This window comes from Planomonospora sp. ID91781, from assembly GCF_015711595.1.
GTDB classification, from domain to species: Bacteria; Actinomycetota; Actinomycetes; order Streptosporangiales; family Streptosporangiaceae; genus Planomonospora; species Planomonospora parontospora.
Genome location: NZ_JABTEY010000002.1, coordinates 1615878 through 1631424, shown reverse-complemented (window position 1 = coordinate 1631424; position 15547 = coordinate 1615878). Strand labels below are relative to the sequence as shown.

The 15547-nt window shown below is 73.5% G+C and carries 17 protein-coding genes; 9 read left to right on the top strand and 8 right to left on the bottom strand.

What is annotated here, in order from left to right; genetic code table 11:
* Positions 1-30: 30 nt before the first annotated feature.
* Both HS048_RS26575 and HS048_RS26570 read right to left on the bottom strand, forming a co-directional pair.
* The gene (locus tag HS048_RS26575; RefSeq protein ID WP_068895746.1) at positions 31-621 is read right to left on the bottom strand and encodes a helix-turn-helix domain-containing protein; all 591 of its coding nucleotides are present in this window, start codon (positions 619-621) and stop codon (positions 31-33) included.
* A 147-nt stretch (positions 622-768) separates the two neighbouring features.
* Positions 769-1026: a ubiquitin carboxyl-terminal hydrolase 14 gene (locus HS048_RS26570; protein WP_068895744.1), complete on the bottom strand. Its 258-nt coding sequence runs from the start codon at positions 1024-1026 to the stop codon at positions 769-771.
* Positions 1027-1141: 115 nt separating this feature from the next.
* On the opposite strand from HS048_RS26570, the gene HS048_RS26565 reads away from it, so the two are divergent.
* From HS048_RS26565 to HS048_RS26550, 4 genes are all read left to right on the top strand, one after another.
* Complete coding sequence (locus tag HS048_RS26565) at positions 1142-1540, top strand: hypothetical protein (protein WP_068895742.1); 399 nt, start codon at positions 1142-1144, stop codon at positions 1538-1540.
* 81 nt (positions 1541-1621) lie between these two features.
* Positions 1622-1963, top strand: coding sequence for a YidH family protein (locus HS048_RS26560; RefSeq protein WP_068895740.1), 342 nt, complete (start codon positions 1622-1624; stop codon positions 1961-1963).
* 24 nt (positions 1964-1987) lie between these two features.
* Positions 1988-2356 (top strand): DUF202 domain-containing protein, encoded by a 369-nt coding sequence (locus HS048_RS26555; protein WP_307832652.1) that lies wholly within the window; start codon positions 1988-1990, stop codon positions 2354-2356.
* A gap of 146 nt (positions 2357-2502) precedes the next feature.
* On the top strand, positions 2503-3387 hold the full coding sequence (locus tag HS048_RS26550; protein WP_196469004.1) for an alpha/beta fold hydrolase: 885 nt from the start codon (positions 2503-2505) through the stop codon (positions 3385-3387).
* A gap of 105 nt (positions 3388-3492) precedes the next feature.
* On the opposite strand, the gene HS048_RS26545 is transcribed toward HS048_RS26550, so the two are convergent.
* Positions 3493-3789: a hypothetical protein gene (locus HS048_RS26545; protein WP_196469003.1), complete on the bottom strand. Its 297-nt coding sequence runs from the start codon at positions 3787-3789 to the stop codon at positions 3493-3495.
* Between the two features lie 115 nt (positions 3790-3904).
* On the bottom strand, positions 3905-5020 hold the full coding sequence (locus HS048_RS26540) for a ferritin-like domain-containing protein (RefSeq protein WP_068895734.1): 1116 nt from the start codon (positions 5018-5020) through the stop codon (positions 3905-3907).
* An 88-nt stretch (positions 5021-5108) separates the two neighbouring features.
* Between HS048_RS26540 and HS048_RS26535 the strand changes: the two genes are divergently transcribed.
* Positions 5109-5747, top strand: a complete 639-nt coding sequence (locus HS048_RS26535) for a TetR/AcrR family transcriptional regulator C-terminal domain-containing protein (protein WP_084008122.1) — start codon at positions 5109-5111, stop codon at positions 5745-5747.
* 73 nt (positions 5748-5820) lie between these two features.
* Here HS048_RS26535 and HS048_RS26530 read toward each other — a convergent pair whose 3' ends face one another.
* Positions 5821-6297: a lytic transglycosylase domain-containing protein gene (locus HS048_RS26530; RefSeq protein ID WP_231647240.1), complete on the bottom strand. Its 477-nt coding sequence runs from the start codon at positions 6295-6297 to the stop codon at positions 5821-5823.
* A 579-nt stretch (positions 6298-6876) separates the two neighbouring features.
* Between HS048_RS26530 and HS048_RS26525 the strand changes: the two genes are divergently transcribed.
* Positions 6877-7362 carry a glutathione peroxidase gene (locus HS048_RS26525; protein WP_068895730.1) on the top strand — a complete coding sequence of 162 codons (486 nt, stop codon included), beginning with the start codon at positions 6877-6879 and terminating at the stop codon, positions 7360-7362.
* Between the two features lie 101 nt (positions 7363-7463).
* Here HS048_RS26525 and HS048_RS26520 read toward each other — a convergent pair whose 3' ends face one another.
* Positions 7464-8450: a LacI family DNA-binding transcriptional regulator gene (locus HS048_RS26520; RefSeq protein WP_068895729.1), complete on the bottom strand. Its 987-nt coding sequence runs from the start codon at positions 8448-8450 to the stop codon at positions 7464-7466.
* A gap of 177 nt (positions 8451-8627) precedes the next feature.
* Between HS048_RS26520 and HS048_RS26515 the strand changes: the two genes are divergently transcribed.
* Positions 8628-9848: an ABC transporter ATP-binding protein gene (locus HS048_RS26515; RefSeq protein WP_068895727.1), complete on the top strand. Its 1221-nt coding sequence runs from the start codon at positions 8628-8630 to the stop codon at positions 9846-9848.
* A 294-nt stretch (positions 9849-10142) separates the two neighbouring features.
* Positions 10143-10976, top strand: coding sequence for an SAM-dependent methyltransferase (locus HS048_RS26510; RefSeq protein WP_068895725.1), 834 nt, complete (start codon positions 10143-10145; stop codon positions 10974-10976).
* A 43-nt stretch (positions 10977-11019) separates the two neighbouring features.
* Here the strand turns inward: HS048_RS26510 and HS048_RS26505 are convergent, their stop codons facing one another.
* Complete coding sequence (locus HS048_RS26505; RefSeq protein ID WP_196469002.1) at positions 11020-11772, bottom strand: SDR family oxidoreductase; 753 nt, start codon at positions 11770-11772, stop codon at positions 11020-11022.
* Positions 11773-12104: 332 nt separating this feature from the next.
* Here HS048_RS26505 and HS048_RS26500 point away from each other — a divergent pair, with 332 nt between their 5' ends.
* Complete coding sequence (locus HS048_RS26500) at positions 12105-15017, top strand: patatin-like protein (RefSeq protein WP_196469001.1); 2913 nt, start codon at positions 12105-12107, stop codon at positions 15015-15017.
* A gap of 18 nt (positions 15018-15035) precedes the next feature.
* On the opposite strand, the gene HS048_RS26495 is transcribed toward HS048_RS26500, so the two are convergent.
* Positions 15036-15419 carry a carboxymuconolactone decarboxylase family protein gene (locus HS048_RS26495; RefSeq protein ID WP_191896331.1) on the bottom strand — a complete coding sequence of 128 codons (384 nt, stop codon included), beginning with the start codon at positions 15417-15419 and terminating at the stop codon, positions 15036-15038.
* Positions 15420-15547: the final 128 nt, after the last annotated feature.

Below are 15547 nucleotides of genomic sequence, written 5' to 3'. Positions count from 1 at the left end.
ACCGTCCTCCGGAGCGCGGGACGCCCGGGGTCACTCCCCGTTCCTCCGAGGGCGGGCGCGCAGATGCGCGCGTTCGCCCTGCGCGCCGAACAGGCTGAGGAACTCGACCGGTTCGGCGTCGGCGGCGCCGAACCAGTGCGGGATGCGGGTGTCGAACTCGGCCGCCTCGCCGGGGGACAGGACCAGATCCTGCTCGCCGAGGACGACCCGGAGCCGCCCGTTGAGGACGTAGAGCCACTCGTAGCCCTCGTGGGTCTGCGGATCGGGCTCCCTGCGACGGCCGTCGGCCGGGATCACGAGCTTGAACGCCTGGATGCCGCCGGTCCTGCGGGTCAGGGGCACCATGATCATGCCGTGGCGGGTGACCGGGCGCAGGTGGATGCGCGGATCTCCGGTGGGCGGCGCGCCGACGAGCTCGTCGAGCGTGACGCCGTGGGCTCTGGCCAGGGGGAGCAGGAGCTCCAGGGTCGGCCGGCGGGTGCCGGACTCCAGCCGGGAGAGGGTGCTCACCGAGATGCCGGTCGCCGCCGACAGGTCGGCCAGCGTGGTCTCGCGCTGCCGGCGCAGCGCGCGCAGCCGGGGTCCGACCGCGTCGAGCGCCTGGTCGAGGTCGTCGTCCATGTCCGCCAGCTTGCCACGGCGGCAACACCGCTTGCGTGAACGGCCTGCGGATCCGGCGGATCCCGCCGGTGGAGGGGCCGCCCGCTCCGCCGGGAAGGTCCGGCGGCGGCCCGCCGGGCCCTCCACCGGGGACGGGAGGGCCCGGCCTCAGCCGACGACCTGGTCGACGTAGCACCAGCGCCAGGTCTCGCCCGGCTCGAACGAGGAGATGACCGGGTGGCCGGCCTGGTGGAAGTGGGCGGTGGCGTGCCTGCCCGGCGAGGAGTCGCAGCAGCCGACGTGGCCGCAGGACAGGCAGCGGCGCAGGTGCACCCAGCCGCTCCCGGCGGCGAGGCACTCCTCGCAGCCCTCGGGTGTGCGCGCGGGCGGGTCCTGGGTCTCGGTGAGGTGCTGGCAGGTCGGCATGGTCGTCCCCCTCGGTGGTAACACGATCATCGTACGGCCGGTGCGGCCCGCCGCACCGTGCGGCGGGCCTTCGCGGGCACGCCGCACCGTACCGCCCGTTGGGTAGAGTCAGGACATGAGAGCCCTTCCGCGACGAACCGTCTCCCTCGCCGCCTCCGCCCTGGCCGCCGCCCTCCTGACCACCGGGTGCGCCGAGATCCAGGAGGTGAGCCAGGGCGTCGACCGGGCCCAGCAGTGCATCCAGGCCGCGGGCATCGTCACCGACACCATGGCGAAGGTCGCCGGCCTGCTCAACGACCCCGCGGGCATGGAGAAGGCGCTGAACGACGGGGCCGCCAAGCTGGGCGACGTGGCCGACAAGGCCGCCAACACCTCCCTCAAGGAAGCGGCCGACGGCGTGGCGGGCAGCCTGGAGGCCATCAACGTGCAGAACGCCAACGACGCGGTCGACGCGGCGCAGAAGGTCGCCGCCGACGGGGTGAAGTGGGCCGAGCAGCTCACCAGCGCCTGCTGAGGCCCCCCGCGCGGTCCCGGCATCCCAGGGGAGCAATCCCGGCTTCTCTAGGGGAAATGTCGCTGAAATAGCGTCGATCCCATGGAGACCCCCGGGAAGGAACCGGATCCCCGGTTCACGCTGGCCAACGAACGCACCTTCCTGACCTGGCTGAGCACCTCGCTCGCGCTGACCGCGGGCGGCGTCGCCATGGCGGCCGTCTCGCCGGACGTCTTCGTGCCCTGGATGCGGACGCTGCTCGCGGTCGTCCTGGTGTCCCTGTCGGCGCTGGCCGCGGCCATGGCCTACCCGCGCTGGCGCCGGGTCCAGCACGCCCTGCGCACCTCCGAGCCCCTCCCGCCGCCCGCCCTCGCCGCGCTGTTCGGGTACGGCGTGGCGGCCGTGGCCGTGCTCGCGCTCGTCCTGATCCTGACGGCCCGGTGAGACCGGATGCCGGAGAAGAAGGGCGTGAGCCCCGCCGGACGCGGCGGTGACCGGGCCGGCGGGCGGGCGGTGACCGAGCTCTGGGACGAGGGCCTGCAGAGCGAGCGGACCCGGCTGGCCTGGGTCCGCACCGCGGCCATGCTGGCCGCCGGCGGTCTGGGGATGGGCGGGATGGCCCTGCGCGCCGGAGCGTCCCCGCTGGTGGCCGCGCCCTTCGCCCTGACGGCCCTGTGCGGGGCCGCGCTGCTGGCCCGCACCGGCGTGCGCTACCAGCGGGTCCAGGACGCCCTCCACGGGGGCCGCCCCCTGGACGAGCGCGCCGAGGCGGTCCTGGCCTGGCTGGGCGCCCTCGCCGCGGTCGCCGCCTCCGCCGTCTTCGTCCTGTCCCGTTAAGGGCCTCCCGGCCGGCCCGGCCGGATCCGGCCGGGCCGGATCGCGGGCCGGCGCCGGGCATCCGGGCCCGCCGTACCGAAGGGCCGGATCCGCCGGACATCCGGTCCGCTGCACTGAACGGCCGGATCCGGGGCAGGGCGGACGGGATGTTCGAGGATTTCGCCGACGAGCGCGTCGACGTGGGGGAGGCGGAGCTGCGGGTGCGGCACGGCGGCTCCGGGCCGCCCGTGCTGCTCCTGCACGGCCACCCCCGCACGCACGCCACCTGGCACCGCGTCGCGCCGCTGCTCGCCACCGGCTTCACCGTCGTCTGCCCCGACCTGCGCGGCTACGGGCAGTCGTCCAAACCGCCCAGCACCCCCGACCATGAGCACTACTCCAAGCGGGCCATGGCCCGCGACTGCGTGGCGCTGATGCGGGCCCTCGGCCACGAGCGCTTCGCGGTCGCCGGGCACGACCGCGGCGCCTACGTGGCGCAGCGCCTGGCCCTGGACCACCCGTCGGCGGTGACCCGCGCCGCGGTGCTCGACGCGGTGCCGATCGGCGAGGCGCTGGCCCGTTGCGACGCGGCGTTCGCGAGGCGCTGGTGGCACTGGTTCTTCCTGGGGCAGGAGGAGCAGCCCGCCGAGCGTGTGATCAACGCCGATCCCGACGCCTGGTACCGGCTGGACCCGCGGGCGATGGGCGAGGAGGCCTGCGCCGACGTGCGCCGGGCGATCCACGACCCGCGGACCGTGCACGCCATGTGCGAGGACTACCGGGCGGGGCTCGGCGTGGACCGGGCCGCCGACGACGCCGACCGTGCCGCGGGCCGCCGGATCGGCTGCCCCCTCCTCGTGCTCTGGTCGACCCGCGACGACATGGAGGACCTCTACGGCGACGTGCTCGCGGTCTGGCGGGACTGGGCCGACGACCTGCGGGGCGGTGCCGTCGAGAGCGGGCACCACATGGCGGAGGAGGCCCCGGAGCAGCTCGCCGCCGAACTGCGCGCCTTCTTCGGGGAGCCCGGCCCGCCGGGATCCGCGCGGTGATCGCAGCACGCCTTCACCGGTCCGGCCCCCGGTCTGTCCCATCGGGTCCGGCCAGGAGGTCCGGACCCGATGGGGCGGGGCGACGGGCTCAGCAGGGCGACGGGCTCAGCGGGGCAGTCGCCCGGCGGTCTCCGCGGCCAGCCGCCGGAGGACGGGAGCGAGGTCGGGGCGGTCCTGGAGCAGCTCCTCCAGCCGCGCCCGCCAGGCCCCCGCCTCGGCGGACACCGCGTCCTCCCGCCGCTGCAGGCGCAGGCGCGTCTCGGTCAGAGCCTGCCGGTAGGCGGCGCCGAGGTGGTGCGCCACCGTGTCGGTGAGCCACCAGTAGACGTCGCAGTCCGCCGCGGCGACGAACGCGCGTGCGGCGTCCCATGCCGTGCGGGGCCGGTGTTGTACGACGGTCATGGCCGGACGGTACGCCCGATCCGGCTCTCCGGCAAGGCCGTACCGCGTCCCGGCAAGGCCGTACCGCGTCCCGGCAAGGCCGTACCGCGTTTCGGCGGGGCCGGACGGGGCCGGGTCAGGAGTCGGTGCCGAGGGCGACGGTCTCGGCGACCTCGGCGTGGCGCTCGGCCTCCTCGGCGGCGAAGCGCTCGGCGTCGAGCTTCTCGGCGATGTCCTCGTCCTGCCGCATCAGCGCATCGAGGCTCTGGCCGGCCATGTCCAGCACGCCCATGTCGGCGTAGGCCTGCTGCAGGCGGGGGCTCCACAGGCCGATGTCCTTGACGCAGGGGACGATGCGGCTGAACAGCAGGGAGCGGAACAGCCTGAGGTACTCGGAGCGGTCGACGCACTCCATGGCCTCGGCCACCTCGGACCTGTTCAGGCCGAGGTTCTCCCAGGTCTCCCTGCCGCGCAGGCGGTCGCGCATCAGGTAGCAGCCCTCGATGACGAAGTCCTCGCGTTCGCGCAGCTCGCTCTCGGACAGCCCGGCGTAGTAGTCGCGCAGCGCCATGCGGCCGAAGGCGACGTGGCGGGCCTCGTCCTGCATCACGTAGGCGAGGATCTGCTTGGGCAGCGGCTTGGTGGTGATGTCCCGCATCACGCCGAAGGCGGCCAGGGCCAGGCCCTCGATGAGCACCTGCATGCCGAGGTAGGGCATGTCCCAGCGGGAGTCGCTCAGCGTGCTGTCCAGCAGCGCCTTGAGGTGCTCGTTGATCGGGTAGGCCAGGCCCACCTTCTCCTGCAGGAAGCGGGCGTAGGTCTCGGCGTGCCGGGCCTCGTCCATGGTCTGGGTGGCGGCGTAGAACTTGGAGTCGAGGTCGGGCACCGACTCGACGATCCGGGCCGAGCAGATCATCGCGCCCTGCTCGCCGTGCAGGAACTGGGAGAACTGCCAGGCCGCCCCGTGCAGGCGCACGTCCCGGCGCTGACTTTCGCCCATCCGCTCCCAGAGCGGGGTGCCGTAGATCGCGATGGTGGTGTCGGGGATGCCGAGCACGTTGTACGGATCGACCTCCAGGTCCCAGTCGATGCGCTTGACGGAGTCCCACTGCTTGTCCTTGCCCTTCTGGTAGAGGGCGAGCATGCGGTCCCTGCCGTCGTCGTACTCCCAGGTGAAACGGGCGGCGCCGGCGGCTTCCACGTCCCACGTGGAGAGCTCGGCCGGGATCGTGTAGAGATCGTGCGTCGACATGCGGCCTCCAGAGACGTACACCGTACGTATGATTCGAGCGTGGCACGTACGGTGTACGTTCGTCAATGGGCGGGGGGAGAATGGGAGCATGTCGCCCGAGCCGCTGTCCCGTCCGCGCATCGTCGCCGCCGCCATCGAACTGATCGAGCGGGAGGGCGCCGACGCGGTGTCCATGCGCAGGATCGCGGGGGAGTTGGGAGTGGGCGTCATGTCGCTCTACAACCACGTGCCCAACAAGGCGGCGCTGCTGGACGCGGTGGCCGAGACGGTGCTGTCGGAGATCGAGTTCGCCGACGACCCCGACGCCGAGTGGACCGAGCGGGTGCGCATCCAGGCGCGGGCGTTCCGGCAGATCGCCCACCACTACCCCCGGTGCACGATGGTGGTGGTCAGCCGCCAGCTCCAGTCGGCCGCCGGGCTGCTCCCGGTCGAGCGGGCGCTGGCCACGCTGCGCAGCGCCGGGTTCGGCGGCGAGGAGGCGGTGCGCATCCTGCGCATGTTCATCGCCTACATCGTGGGCTCGCTGCTGCGGGAGGTCGGCGTGACCCCGACCTTCGCCCCGGTCCACCACTCCCAGGCGGAGATCGGGAAGGTGGACCCGGTGCTCTTCCCCGAGACCAGCTCCCTGGCCGCCGAGCTGGGCGCGTGCGACCACGAGGCCGAGTTCGAGTTCGGGCTGGAACTGCTCATCCGGGCCATCGCCGTGGAGCGCGGGCGGCACGGGTGACGCCCGGGGCCGGCGGCCCCGGGCGCCCGGCGGGAGCGCGCCCTTCCCCTGGACGCTCCCGGAGAGAAAGGGGTCAGTACCAGTTCGTCGACCGGAAGTGACCCCACGCACCGCACGGCGAGCCGTAGCGCTGCTTGATGTACCGCAGGCCCCAGCGGATCTGCGTGACCGGGCTCGACCGCCAGTCCCCGCCGCTGCCGCTCATCTTCGAGCCCGGCAGTGCCTGGGGGATGCCGTAGGCACCCGAGTAGCGGTTGTACGCCCGGTGGTTCCAGTTGCTCTCCCTGGTCCAGAGACTGTCCAGGCAGCGGAACTGGTCGTGGGACCACGCGCGGCGGGAGACGAGGCGGAACGCGATCGCCTTGTTCCTGCCCTTCGTGGTCCTCGCGAGAGACCTGGTCCCGGGCCTGGCCCGGGTGGACCAGGTGGCCAGGTGAATCCGCTCCGCCGTCCCTGCCGCGGCCGTCCTCTCCGCGACCGGCGTACGGGTCGCCTCGGTCGTACCGGTCGCCGTGGAGCCGACCACGGCGGAGGTGGCGACCACGGTCACGGCTGCGGCGCGTAAAGCGCGGTGACTGTCCAAAACCGTCCTTCCTTCGGGCCGCGTGCGGGAGACGCGTCCGGGCGCCGTGACACCCGGGAGCGCCGGCCGGTCCCGCGTCCGTGGATCGCACGAAGGACGCCCGCCCGTCCTGCTGGCATGCTTCCGGCAGGACACCGCGGCGGTCTCTCTACGCGGTTTCTAGTACGCCGGGGAAACGCCGGACGGGCCCTGCGACACGGTCGGGAAGGCTGTTTGCATGATCTTCGCGGTTGGGGGGCGGTTCGAGTGGTCCGGGCTGACCGGGACGGGCGGGCCGAGGCGGAGGAGTGGTGCAAAGATCGCCCCGGTATGGGGTTTGGATCGCCCGCATCCGTGGGAGGACGGGTTCCGCGGCGCGCCCGCCCCGGCGCGTCGCCCGGCTCCCCCGCCTCCCGGAGCCCCGCGCCCGCCCGCCGGACACCCCGTTCCCGTCCGCCGGGAGCCCCGTACCCGCCCGCCGGACATCCCGTGCCCGCCCGTCGGGAGCCCCGGCTCGCCCCCGGGACCCGTGCGCCGTCCTTGCTACCGGCCGGTTAGGCTGCGGCCATGAGCATCCGTGACATCCCCGTGCAGACCCTTGACGGCGCGCCCACCACGCTGGCCGAGCTCGCGGCGGACAGGTCCGTCCTCGTGGTGAACGTCGCCTCCCGGTGCGGCCTGACCCCGCAGTACGCCGGACTGGTCCGCCTGCAGCAGACCTACGCCGACCGCGGCTTCACCGTCGTCGGCGTGCCCTGCAACCAGTTCATGGGTCAGGAGCCGGGCACGGCCGAGGAGATCCAGGAGTTCTGCGCGACGAACTACGGCGTGGACTTCCCGCTGCTGGCCAAGACCGACGTCAACGGGGACGGCCGGCACCCGCTCTACGCCGAGCTGACGCGGGCCGCCGACACCGAGGGCGAGGCCGGCGACGTGCAGTGGAACTTCGAGAAGTTCCTGGTCTCCCGGGAGGGGGAGGTGCTCGCGAGGTTCCGCCCGGGCGTCACCCCGGAGGACCCCGCCCTGGTCAACGCGGTCGAGAAGTCCCTGTGACCTGAGTCCCGGGGCATCCCGGCCGGAGCCGTGCGGCTACGAGGCGGAGCCGTACGGCCGCGCGGGCCGTGCCCGCCGTACGGGCCGTACGGCGGTGCGGCTCACGAGGCGCGCCGGGGGCCGCAGCTGCCCCTGACGACGAGCTCGGTGGGGAGCAGCACGCCGCGCGGGCGGCGGCCCCCCTCGCGCAGCACCAGCTCGGCCGCGCGGTAGCCGATGTCCTGCGCGGGCTGGGCGATCACGGTCAGCGGCGGGGAGCAGAGCTCGGCCCAGGGCACGTCGTCGAACATGATCATCGACAGGTCCTTGGGCACCCGCAGGTCCAGCTCCCGGGCGGCCAGCACGGCGGCCTCGCCCAGCAGGTTGCCGCCGGCCAGCACGGCCGTCAGGTCGGGGCGGTGCTGCAGGAGCCCGGCCGCCGCCGCGTAGGCGGAGTCGCGGCTGCCGCGGGCGAAGACGATGAGCTCCTCGTCCACCAGGGCGCCCAGCGCCTGCCGGAAGACCGCCACGCGCTGCTCCTGGCCGGGCCCGCCGAGATAGGCGATGCGCCGGTGGCCCAGCCCGGTCAGGTAGTCGACCGCGGTCCGCACCCCGCTCCGGTCGTCGGCCAGCACGGCGGGCACGTCGCCGTGGCCGGCCGCCGAGCGGTGGGCGAACACCGTGGTCAGCCCGGTCCGCAGGGTCGGCGCCCAGATCTCCGCGTCCCCGGCCGGGACCGCGACCACCCGGCCCACGCCCTGCTCCAGCAGCATGCCGATCTGCTCCGCCTCGCGCTCGGCGTCGTCGCCGGTCGTGCCGAGGATCACCGGCTCGCCGGCGGCCCGCGCGCAGGCGAGCACGCCGTCGGCCAGCCGGCCGTAGAAGCTGTCGGTGATGTCGGGCACCAGCAGCCCGATCCCGCCGGAGCGCTGCTGGCGCAGGTTGCGGCCGAGCGCGCTGGGCCGGTAGTCGAGCTGGGTCGCGACGGCCAGCACCCGCTCCCTGGTCTCGGGACTGGCCGAGCCGCCCGACAGGACCCGCGAGACCGTGGCCACGCCGACGCCGGCCGCCTCCGCCACGTCCTTGATGGTCGTCCTGCGCGTGTTCATGGAAACGATTCCATCATGTTTTCCGTGCTCGCTCCAGCACGGAGGGATAACAGAGGCGCTGATGACGGCCTAAAACAGGCTTTTCTCTTGACAGTGATGTCCGGTTCGGGTGAGATGCATGAAAACGTATCCACTATCGGGTGAACGCGGGGTTGGCCCGAGGCGTTAAGGACTTCCATGGCTTCCATCGTTCTCAGCAACGTCGACAAGATCTACGCGGGCGGCGTGAAAGCCGTGAACGGCCTCAACCTTGAGATCAAGGACGGCGAGTTCATGGTGCTGGTCGGTCCGTCCGGCTGCGGCAAGTCCACCGCGCTGCGGATGATCGCCGGCCTCGAGGACATCAGCGGCGGCGAGATCATCATCGGCGACCGGGTGGTCAACCACCTGCCGCCGAAGGACCGCGACATCGCGATGGTCTTCCAGAACTACGCGCTCTACCCGCACATGACCGTCGAGGAGAACCTCGCCTTCGGTCTGAAGCTCCGCAAGATGCCCAAGGCGGAGATCTCCAAGCGGGTCAACGAGGCCGCCAAGATGCTCGGCCTGGAGCAGTACCTCAAGCGCAAGCCGGCCGCCCTCTCCGGTGGTCAGCGCCAGCGTGTGGCGATGGGCCGCGCCATCGTGCGCGAGCCGCAGGCCTTCCTCATGGACGAGCCGCTGTCCAACCTGGACGCCAAGCTCCGCGTCTCCATGCGCGCCTCCCTCAACACGATGCACGAGCGCCTGGGCGTGACCACCGTCTACGTCACCCACGACCAGGTCGAGGCCATGACCCTCGGCGACCGCGTCTGCGTCCTGCGCGACGGCCTGCTCCAGCAGGTCGACACCCCGCAGAACCTCTTCGACAAGCCGGTCAACCTGTTCGTCGCGGGCTTCATGGGCTCCCCGTCCATGAACTTCGTCAACGCCGAGCTGATCCGCACCGAGGGCGGCGCCGCCGTGGCCTTCGCCGGTTACAAGCTGCCGGTCCCGGACTCGACCTTCGCCGAGAAGGCCGGTCTCGACCAGTACATCGGCAGGAAGATCATCCTGGGCATCCGCCCCTCCGACTTCGAGGACGCCGTCGCCGCCAACGGCCACGCCGGCGGCTGGGTCCGCCTGCCGGTCCGCGCCGAGGTCACCGAGGAGCTGGGCTCCGAGATCAACGTCCTGTTCCTGATCGACGCCCCGCCGGTCCAGCACCAGGACACCGTGGCCGCCGCCGACGCCGGCGACGACGAGGACGCGACCCTGCCGCTGGTCGGCGACAAGTCGCTGTGGACCGCCCGGGTGAACTCCCGCAGCCACGTCCGCCCCGGCCAGAACATCGAGCTGGTCGTGGACACCCACAACCTGCACTTCTTCGACCCGGCCTCCGGCCTGGCGATCGGCCACGCGGCGAACGCCCGCATCTGACCATCCCCGTAGGACGACTGGGCCCGTGCCGCGACCCCCTCCCGCGGCACGGGCCCTTTCGCGTCCCCGCAGGGGCACCCGTACACGTCCCGGGCGGCGCGGCGTCCCCGGGGTCGCGGGCGGGCGGACCGTTCTCCGCCCCGCCAGGGAGACGACCGGCGGGACCGCGCGTCGGCACGGAGCCTCGCCAGAATGTTTCGTAATTGCCCCGAAAGTTTCTATCCGGGTGTTGCGCGCAGGCTATGCTCCAGTCGCGATCAGCGGTGATCAACCGGAAACGGCGGAAGGCGGACCATGAACGACGGCGCCCAGGAACTCCGATGGAACCACCAGGACCCCGACTACCTGCCGCCGGAGATCGACACCAGCAAACCCAGCATCGCCCGCGTCTACGACGCCTTCCTCGGGGGCAAGGACAACTTCGCGGCCGACCGGGCCGTCGCAGCCGAAGGGATGCGCCACTTCCCCGACCGCGGCGAAGGCGCACGGCAGAACCGCGCGATGCTGTTCCGCGGGGTGAGATTCATGGCCGAACAAGGCATCGACCAGTTCCTGGACATCGGCTCAGGCCTGCCCACCATGGACAACACCCACTCCGTCGCCCAACGCGTCAACCCCGGTGCGAAAGTCGTCTACGTCGACAACGACCCCATCGTGCTCGCCCACGCCCGAGCCCTCCTGCAGACCAACGACGACACGCGCGTCATCACCGCCGACATGCGCCGACCGGACACGATCCTTCGCCATCCCCAGATCGAGGGCTTTCTCGACCTGTCCCGGCCGATCGGCCTCCTCATGGTCGCCGTGGTCCACCACCTCGGAGACGACGAAGACCCCCACGGCCTCGTCGACCGCTACAAAGCCGCACTCGCACCGGGCAGTTACCTGCAACTCACCCACTTCTGCTCGTGCGCACCGGAGGTCCGAGCCCTGGAAGGAGTCCTGCTGAAGATGCTGGGCACCGGCCGGGCCCGGGACATGCCGGAGATCCTCAGCTTCTTCGACGGCCTGGAACTGGTCGAACCGGGAGTGGTCCACCTTCCCGAGTGGAGACCCGAACAGCCGGTCCGCACCCCCCTCGGGCTGGGCGGCGTCTGCATCGCGGGGGGAGTGGGCCGCAAACCCTGAACGGATCCGGCCGCCCGCCGGGGCCCGGGTCTCCGGGCCCCGGCTACTTCCGGCCGATGCTTCGGGAGATCCGGGAGGTCAGGTTGAGCGGCAGGAGCCTGCCGACCGCGACGATGGCCTTGTAGCGCAGGTCGGGCACGCTCACCCGCACGCCCCGGGCCAGATCACGCATGGCCTCGTCGACGACGTCGTCGGCCGAGAGCCACAGGAAGCCGGGGATGCCGGAGACGTTCATCGAGGCGCGCTCGTGGAACTCGGTGCGGACGAAGCCCGGGCACAGCGCCATCACCCGGACGCGGCCGCCGTCCAGCTCGGTGGCCGCGGACTCGCTGAAGTTGACCACCCACGCCTTCGACGCGCTGTAGGTGCCGCGGGTGAAGAAGGCCGCCACCGAGGCCACGTTGACCACCGCGCCCCGGTCGCGCTCCCGCATCCCCGGCAGGGCCGCCAGCGTCAGCCGGAGCACCGCCTCGCAGTGCACCTTCAGCATGCGCAGCTCGTCGGCGACCGGGACGTCGAGGAACGGGCCGCGCAGGCCGAACCCGGCGTTGTTGACCAGCAGGTCGACACCCTCGCGCAGCCGCCGCTCGACCGCGGCCAGGCCCTCCTCGCTCGCCAGGTCGGCGGGGAGGACCTCGGTCTCCACCCCGTAGCGCAGGCGCAGCTCCTCGGCGCGGGCGAGGAGGCGTTTCTCGTCGCGGGCGACCAGGACGAGGGAGAAACCGTCGGCGGCCAGGCGGCGGGCGAACGCGGCGCCGATGCCGGCGGTCGCGCCCGTGATCAGTGCGGAAGGCATGCCCGCAGTCTATTGAAAGGCCGCCCGCGGGCCCCGGGAGGACCCCGCCCGCGCCGCGAGGACCGGAACGCGGCCTCTCCGTGAACCGGTGGGAGGAGGGGCGGAGGACGCGGTGGAGGCGTGGCGCCGGAGCCGGGCCCCGTCCCGCCGGGAGCCGGGGAGCCGGGGAGCCGGGAGCCGGGGAGCCGGGGCCGGGCAAAGGGGAGGTGAAATCCGGGTTCCGATCCGGTCGGCTTTCCGGGCGGACCGGCCGGGTCTCAGAGGCGGCGCTCCCGCCGGGCGCTGTCATGGAACCGGTCGCGAGGCAGGGCAGGACCGATCCGGGGAGCGCGATGGGAGCACGGAACACACCCTCTGCCGTCGTCCCGGACGACGACCGTGAGGACATCCGGATCGCCGTCGTGATGAACGGCGGCGTCAGCCTCGCGGTGTGGATGGGCGGGGTGACGAACGAGATCAACCGGCTGGCCCTGAGCTCGCCCGACGCCCGCGGGACCCGGAAGGCCCGCGGAGCCCGTACGGCCCGTGAGGAGCGCGAGGCCGCCGGGGAGGTGTACCGGGGCCTGCTGGAACTGGTGGGCGCGACGGCCCGGGTGGACGTGATCACGGGCACGTCGGCCGGGGGGATCAACGGCGCCGCGCTGGCGTACGCCCAGGTGTACCGGGCCGACCTGCGGCCGCTGGGCCGGGTGTGGGCCGACACGGGGTCGCTGGTGCGGCTGCTCCGCAGCCCCGCGTCCCCGCACCGGCCCTCCCTGCTGCGCGGTGACGGCCACCTCCTGCCGGAGCTCGCCGGGGCCTTCGACCGGCTGGTCCCCGCCCACCGGCGGCCGGACCGGTACGTCCCGCCGCGCGACCGGCCGATCGACCTCATGATCACGGGCACCCTGATGAACGGCGAGCACGTGCCGTTCCACGACGACTTCGGCAGTCCCGTCACCGAGATCGACTCGGCGGGGATGTTCCGCTTCGCCCGGGACGCGGGCACGCGGCCGGAGGAGGACCCGTTCCACTTCTCCCACGACGTCGTGCACCGGCTGGCGCTCGCCGCCCGGTGTACGTCCTCGTTCCCCGTCGCCTTCGAGCCGGGGTTCGCGCCGGTCGGCGACCGCGGGCCGGACGGGCTCCACCCCGACCTGGGCGCGGCCGGAGCCCGGCCCGCGGTCGCCTCCTTCGCCCCGAGCCGCTACGTCCTGGACGGCGGCGTCCTGCTGAACCGGCCCGTGGAGCCGGCGCTGGCGGCGATCTACCGGCAGCCGGCGGAACGCCAGGTACGGCGGTTGCTGATGTACGTCAACCCCGCGCCCGCGCCGGCCGGCCCGGAGGAGCCCGCCCGCCACGACGCCCCGCCGGTGCTCGGGGACGTCCTGGAGGCCCTGTTCCGGCTGCCCTTCGAGCAGTCGGTGGCCGAGGAGCTCAGGCGGATCGAGGAGAGCAACGCACGCGTGCGCGGGCGCCGGGCGGAGCGGCCGGCCCTGCTGGGGGTACTGGACTGCGCGCTCGCCGCCAGGCTCATGCCCGAGTACGCGCGGGCGCAGACGCGCCGCGAGGCCACCCGGATCCACGCCGCCGCCGTCCGTGCGGGGGAGCGGGCGGCGGGCTGGCGCAGGGACGACTTCGAGGCCGCACTGGCCGCGTGCGCCGGGGCGCACGACGTGGTCCGCCAGGTGCCCGCCGGGCTGCCCGGAGACGATCCGGCCACCGCGGACTGGGACTGGGGCTTCGAAGCGATCGAGCAGGTGGGCGAGATCGCCGTCGACGTCCTCAAGCGCGCCATCTGGCTGGCGCCGCTGTCCGACCGGGAGCTCCGCCGCAGGCTCCGGGAGCGCAGGCGCGAACTCCACGACGCGCTCGCGGACCTGGCGGAGGCACGCCGGGAGGAGGAGGGTGCCTGGGCGGGGCGCGCCCGGTCGCTCCCCTCGCCGCCGCCCGATCCGCGCCACCGCCGGCGCGTGCTGTACGGCTGGCTGGCCGGGGCGACGGCCCGGACGACGTCCGAGGGCAGGCCGTCGGCGGCGGCGGAGGCGGCCGCGCGGCGGGGCGGGATCGCGCTGCGGATCGCCGCCGTGCTGACCGGGGCCCGCGACGACCTCTGGCGCGCCGCGGGCGGGGTCGGCGGGGAGGGCCCGGCTCGTCGGCCGGGGACGTCGCGGGCCACGGTCCCGGCCGCCGCCTGCGAGGCCGGGCGCCTGCGGGACCTGCTGGCCGAGCTGGTCCCCGGGGAGGGGACGGCGTCGCCCGCCGCGGCGCTCCGCCGGATGCTCGCCGTCGGCGTCTGCCGGCTCGCCGTCGCCGGTGAGCCGCCGGAGGTGGAGCAGGAGGTCGTCCTCCAGCAGATCAGCGCCCGGACGCCGAACCCCTTCGGCGGCGGTGATGAGGGGCCGGGGAAACTCGCCGGGACCAAGCTCGGCCAGTTCGGCGCCTTCTACAAGAAGTCCTGGCGGGTGAACGACTGGATCTGGGGTCGCCTGGACGGGGCGACCCGGATGGTGCAGGCCGTACTCGACCCGGCGCGCCTGCTGCAGCTCGGGTTGTCCCCGCAGGAGGCGTACCGGGGGCTGCGCGCCGTCGCGGTCGGCGGGAGGTTCGCCGACGAGCTGGCGGCGCGCTTCGACGGCGATCGCGAGCGGATCGAGCGGGAGCTCGCCTTCCTGGACGCAGGGAGGGAAGCAGACGGCCCGGGCCCGGTGGAGCCGGGCGGCCCGCTCCCGGTGGAGTCGGACGGTTCCGGGCCGGTGGAGCCGGGCGGCCCGCTCCCGGTGGGGCCGGGAGGTCCCGGGCCGGGCCCGGAGCTGACGGTCACGGTCCTGGCGGTCGCGCGCCGCCTGCACGCGGAGATCCTGGCCGAGGAGCTGGACGGCCTGGCCGAGGCCGTACGGGAGGACTCCGCCGCGGGCGCCCGGCAGGGTCCCGGTGCGCGGCGCTTCCTGGAGGCGTGGGAGGGGCGGCCGGAGCCGCCGCCGATGGAGTTCCTCCTCGAGGCCTTCACGCAGGCGAAGATCGGTGCGGAGCGGTTCGCCGACGAGGTGGGCACGCCGCTGTTCCTGCACACGGCGGGCCGGGCCGGGGCGGTGGGGGCCGCGGTGATCGTCTCGGCGCTGGGGTCCGCGCTCCGCCCGGCGCGCCTGGTGGAGCTGCCGTGGTCGGTGGCCGGCGCGGTCGGGCAGGAGATCGCGGCCCGGGTCCGGACCGGCCGGCGGGAGGCCGGAGGGCTGCTGCGGCGGCTCCTCGAGCACGGGCAGTGAGCCCCGGCGCCCCGCCGGTCAGTCCTTCATGAACCGGCTGAGCAGCTCCTCGACCTGCACGTTGAGCCGGGCCCCCCGGGGCCAGCCGGCGTAGTGGGTCAGGAAGATGACGATCTCGCGGAGCTCGTCCGGGGTCAGCTCCCCGGTGCGCAGCGCCGCGTCGAGCTGGAGCTCGACGTCGCCGTCCATCCCCTGCCCGACGAGCAGGCCGAGCAGGAGCAGCCGCCGGTCGCGGAGGCTCAGCCCGTCGCGGGACCAGACCTCGGCGAACAGGTGCTCGACTGTCATGCCGAAGAAGTCGCCGGGGACGCCTGCGGGATCGTCGTCACCGTGAACCTGCTTCATGATCTCCAATCCACGAGCCCGGCGGTCGGGAGCGGTGTCGTCAAGGTACTCGTCCATGGGTGCTCCGGTCGGCCGGTCGGGGACGGACGCGACGGGCGGCGCCGCGATCCCTCCATCCTTGGCCGGTTCCGCGGTGAGCGGTAGCTCCTTCCCGCCAATAGTCACGACATATATGAACATCCCGC

What these genes read in the sequence shown, in the direction of transcription:
- HS048_RS26520 (WP_068895729.1), bottom strand. Translation starts at nt 8,450, where the DNA reads ATGAACACGCGCAGGACGACCATCAAGGACGTGGCGGAGGCGGCCGGC.
- HS048_RS26525 (WP_068895730.1), top strand. Translation starts at nt 6,877, where the DNA reads ATGAGCATCCGTGACATCCCCGTGCAGACCCTTGACGGCGCGCCCACC.
- HS048_RS26515 (WP_068895727.1), top strand. Translation starts at nt 8,628, where the DNA reads ATGGCTTCCATCGTTCTCAGCAACGTCGACAAGATCTACGCGGGCGGC.
- HS048_RS26495 (WP_191896331.1), bottom strand. Translation starts at nt 15,419, where the DNA reads ATGGACGAGTACCTTGACGACACCGCTCCCGACCGCCGGGCTCGTGGA.
- HS048_RS26510 (WP_068895725.1), top strand. Translation starts at nt 10,143, where the DNA reads ATGAACGACGGCGCCCAGGAACTCCGATGGAACCACCAGGACCCCGAC.
- HS048_RS26560 (WP_068895740.1), top strand. Translation starts at nt 1,622, where the DNA reads ATGGAGACCCCCGGGAAGGAACCGGATCCCCGGTTCACGCTGGCCAAC.
- HS048_RS26535 (WP_084008122.1), top strand. Translation starts at nt 5,109, where the DNA reads ATGTCGCCCGAGCCGCTGTCCCGTCCGCGCATCGTCGCCGCCGCCATC.
- HS048_RS26505 (WP_196469002.1), bottom strand. Translation starts at nt 11,772, where the DNA reads ATGCCTTCCGCACTGATCACGGGCGCGACCGCCGGCATCGGCGCCGCG.
- HS048_RS26570 (WP_068895744.1), bottom strand. Translation starts at nt 1,026, where the DNA reads ATGCCGACCTGCCAGCACCTCACCGAGACCCAGGACCCGCCCGCGCGC.
- HS048_RS26575 (WP_068895746.1), bottom strand. Translation starts at nt 621, where the DNA reads ATGGACGACGACCTCGACCAGGCGCTCGACGCGGTCGGACCCCGGCTG.
- HS048_RS26540 (WP_068895734.1), bottom strand. Translation starts at nt 5,020, where the DNA reads ATGTCGACGCACGATCTCTACACGATCCCGGCCGAGCTCTCCACGTGG.
- HS048_RS26500 (WP_196469001.1), top strand. Translation starts at nt 12,105, where the DNA reads ATGGGAGCACGGAACACACCCTCTGCCGTCGTCCCGGACGACGACCGT.
- HS048_RS26545 (WP_196469003.1), bottom strand. Translation starts at nt 3,789, where the DNA reads ATGACCGTCGTACAACACCGGCCCCGCACGGCATGGGACGCCGCACGC.
- HS048_RS26550 (WP_196469004.1), top strand. Translation starts at nt 2,503, where the DNA reads ATGTTCGAGGATTTCGCCGACGAGCGCGTCGACGTGGGGGAGGCGGAG.
- HS048_RS26565 (WP_068895742.1), top strand. Translation starts at nt 1,142, where the DNA reads ATGAGAGCCCTTCCGCGACGAACCGTCTCCCTCGCCGCCTCCGCCCTG.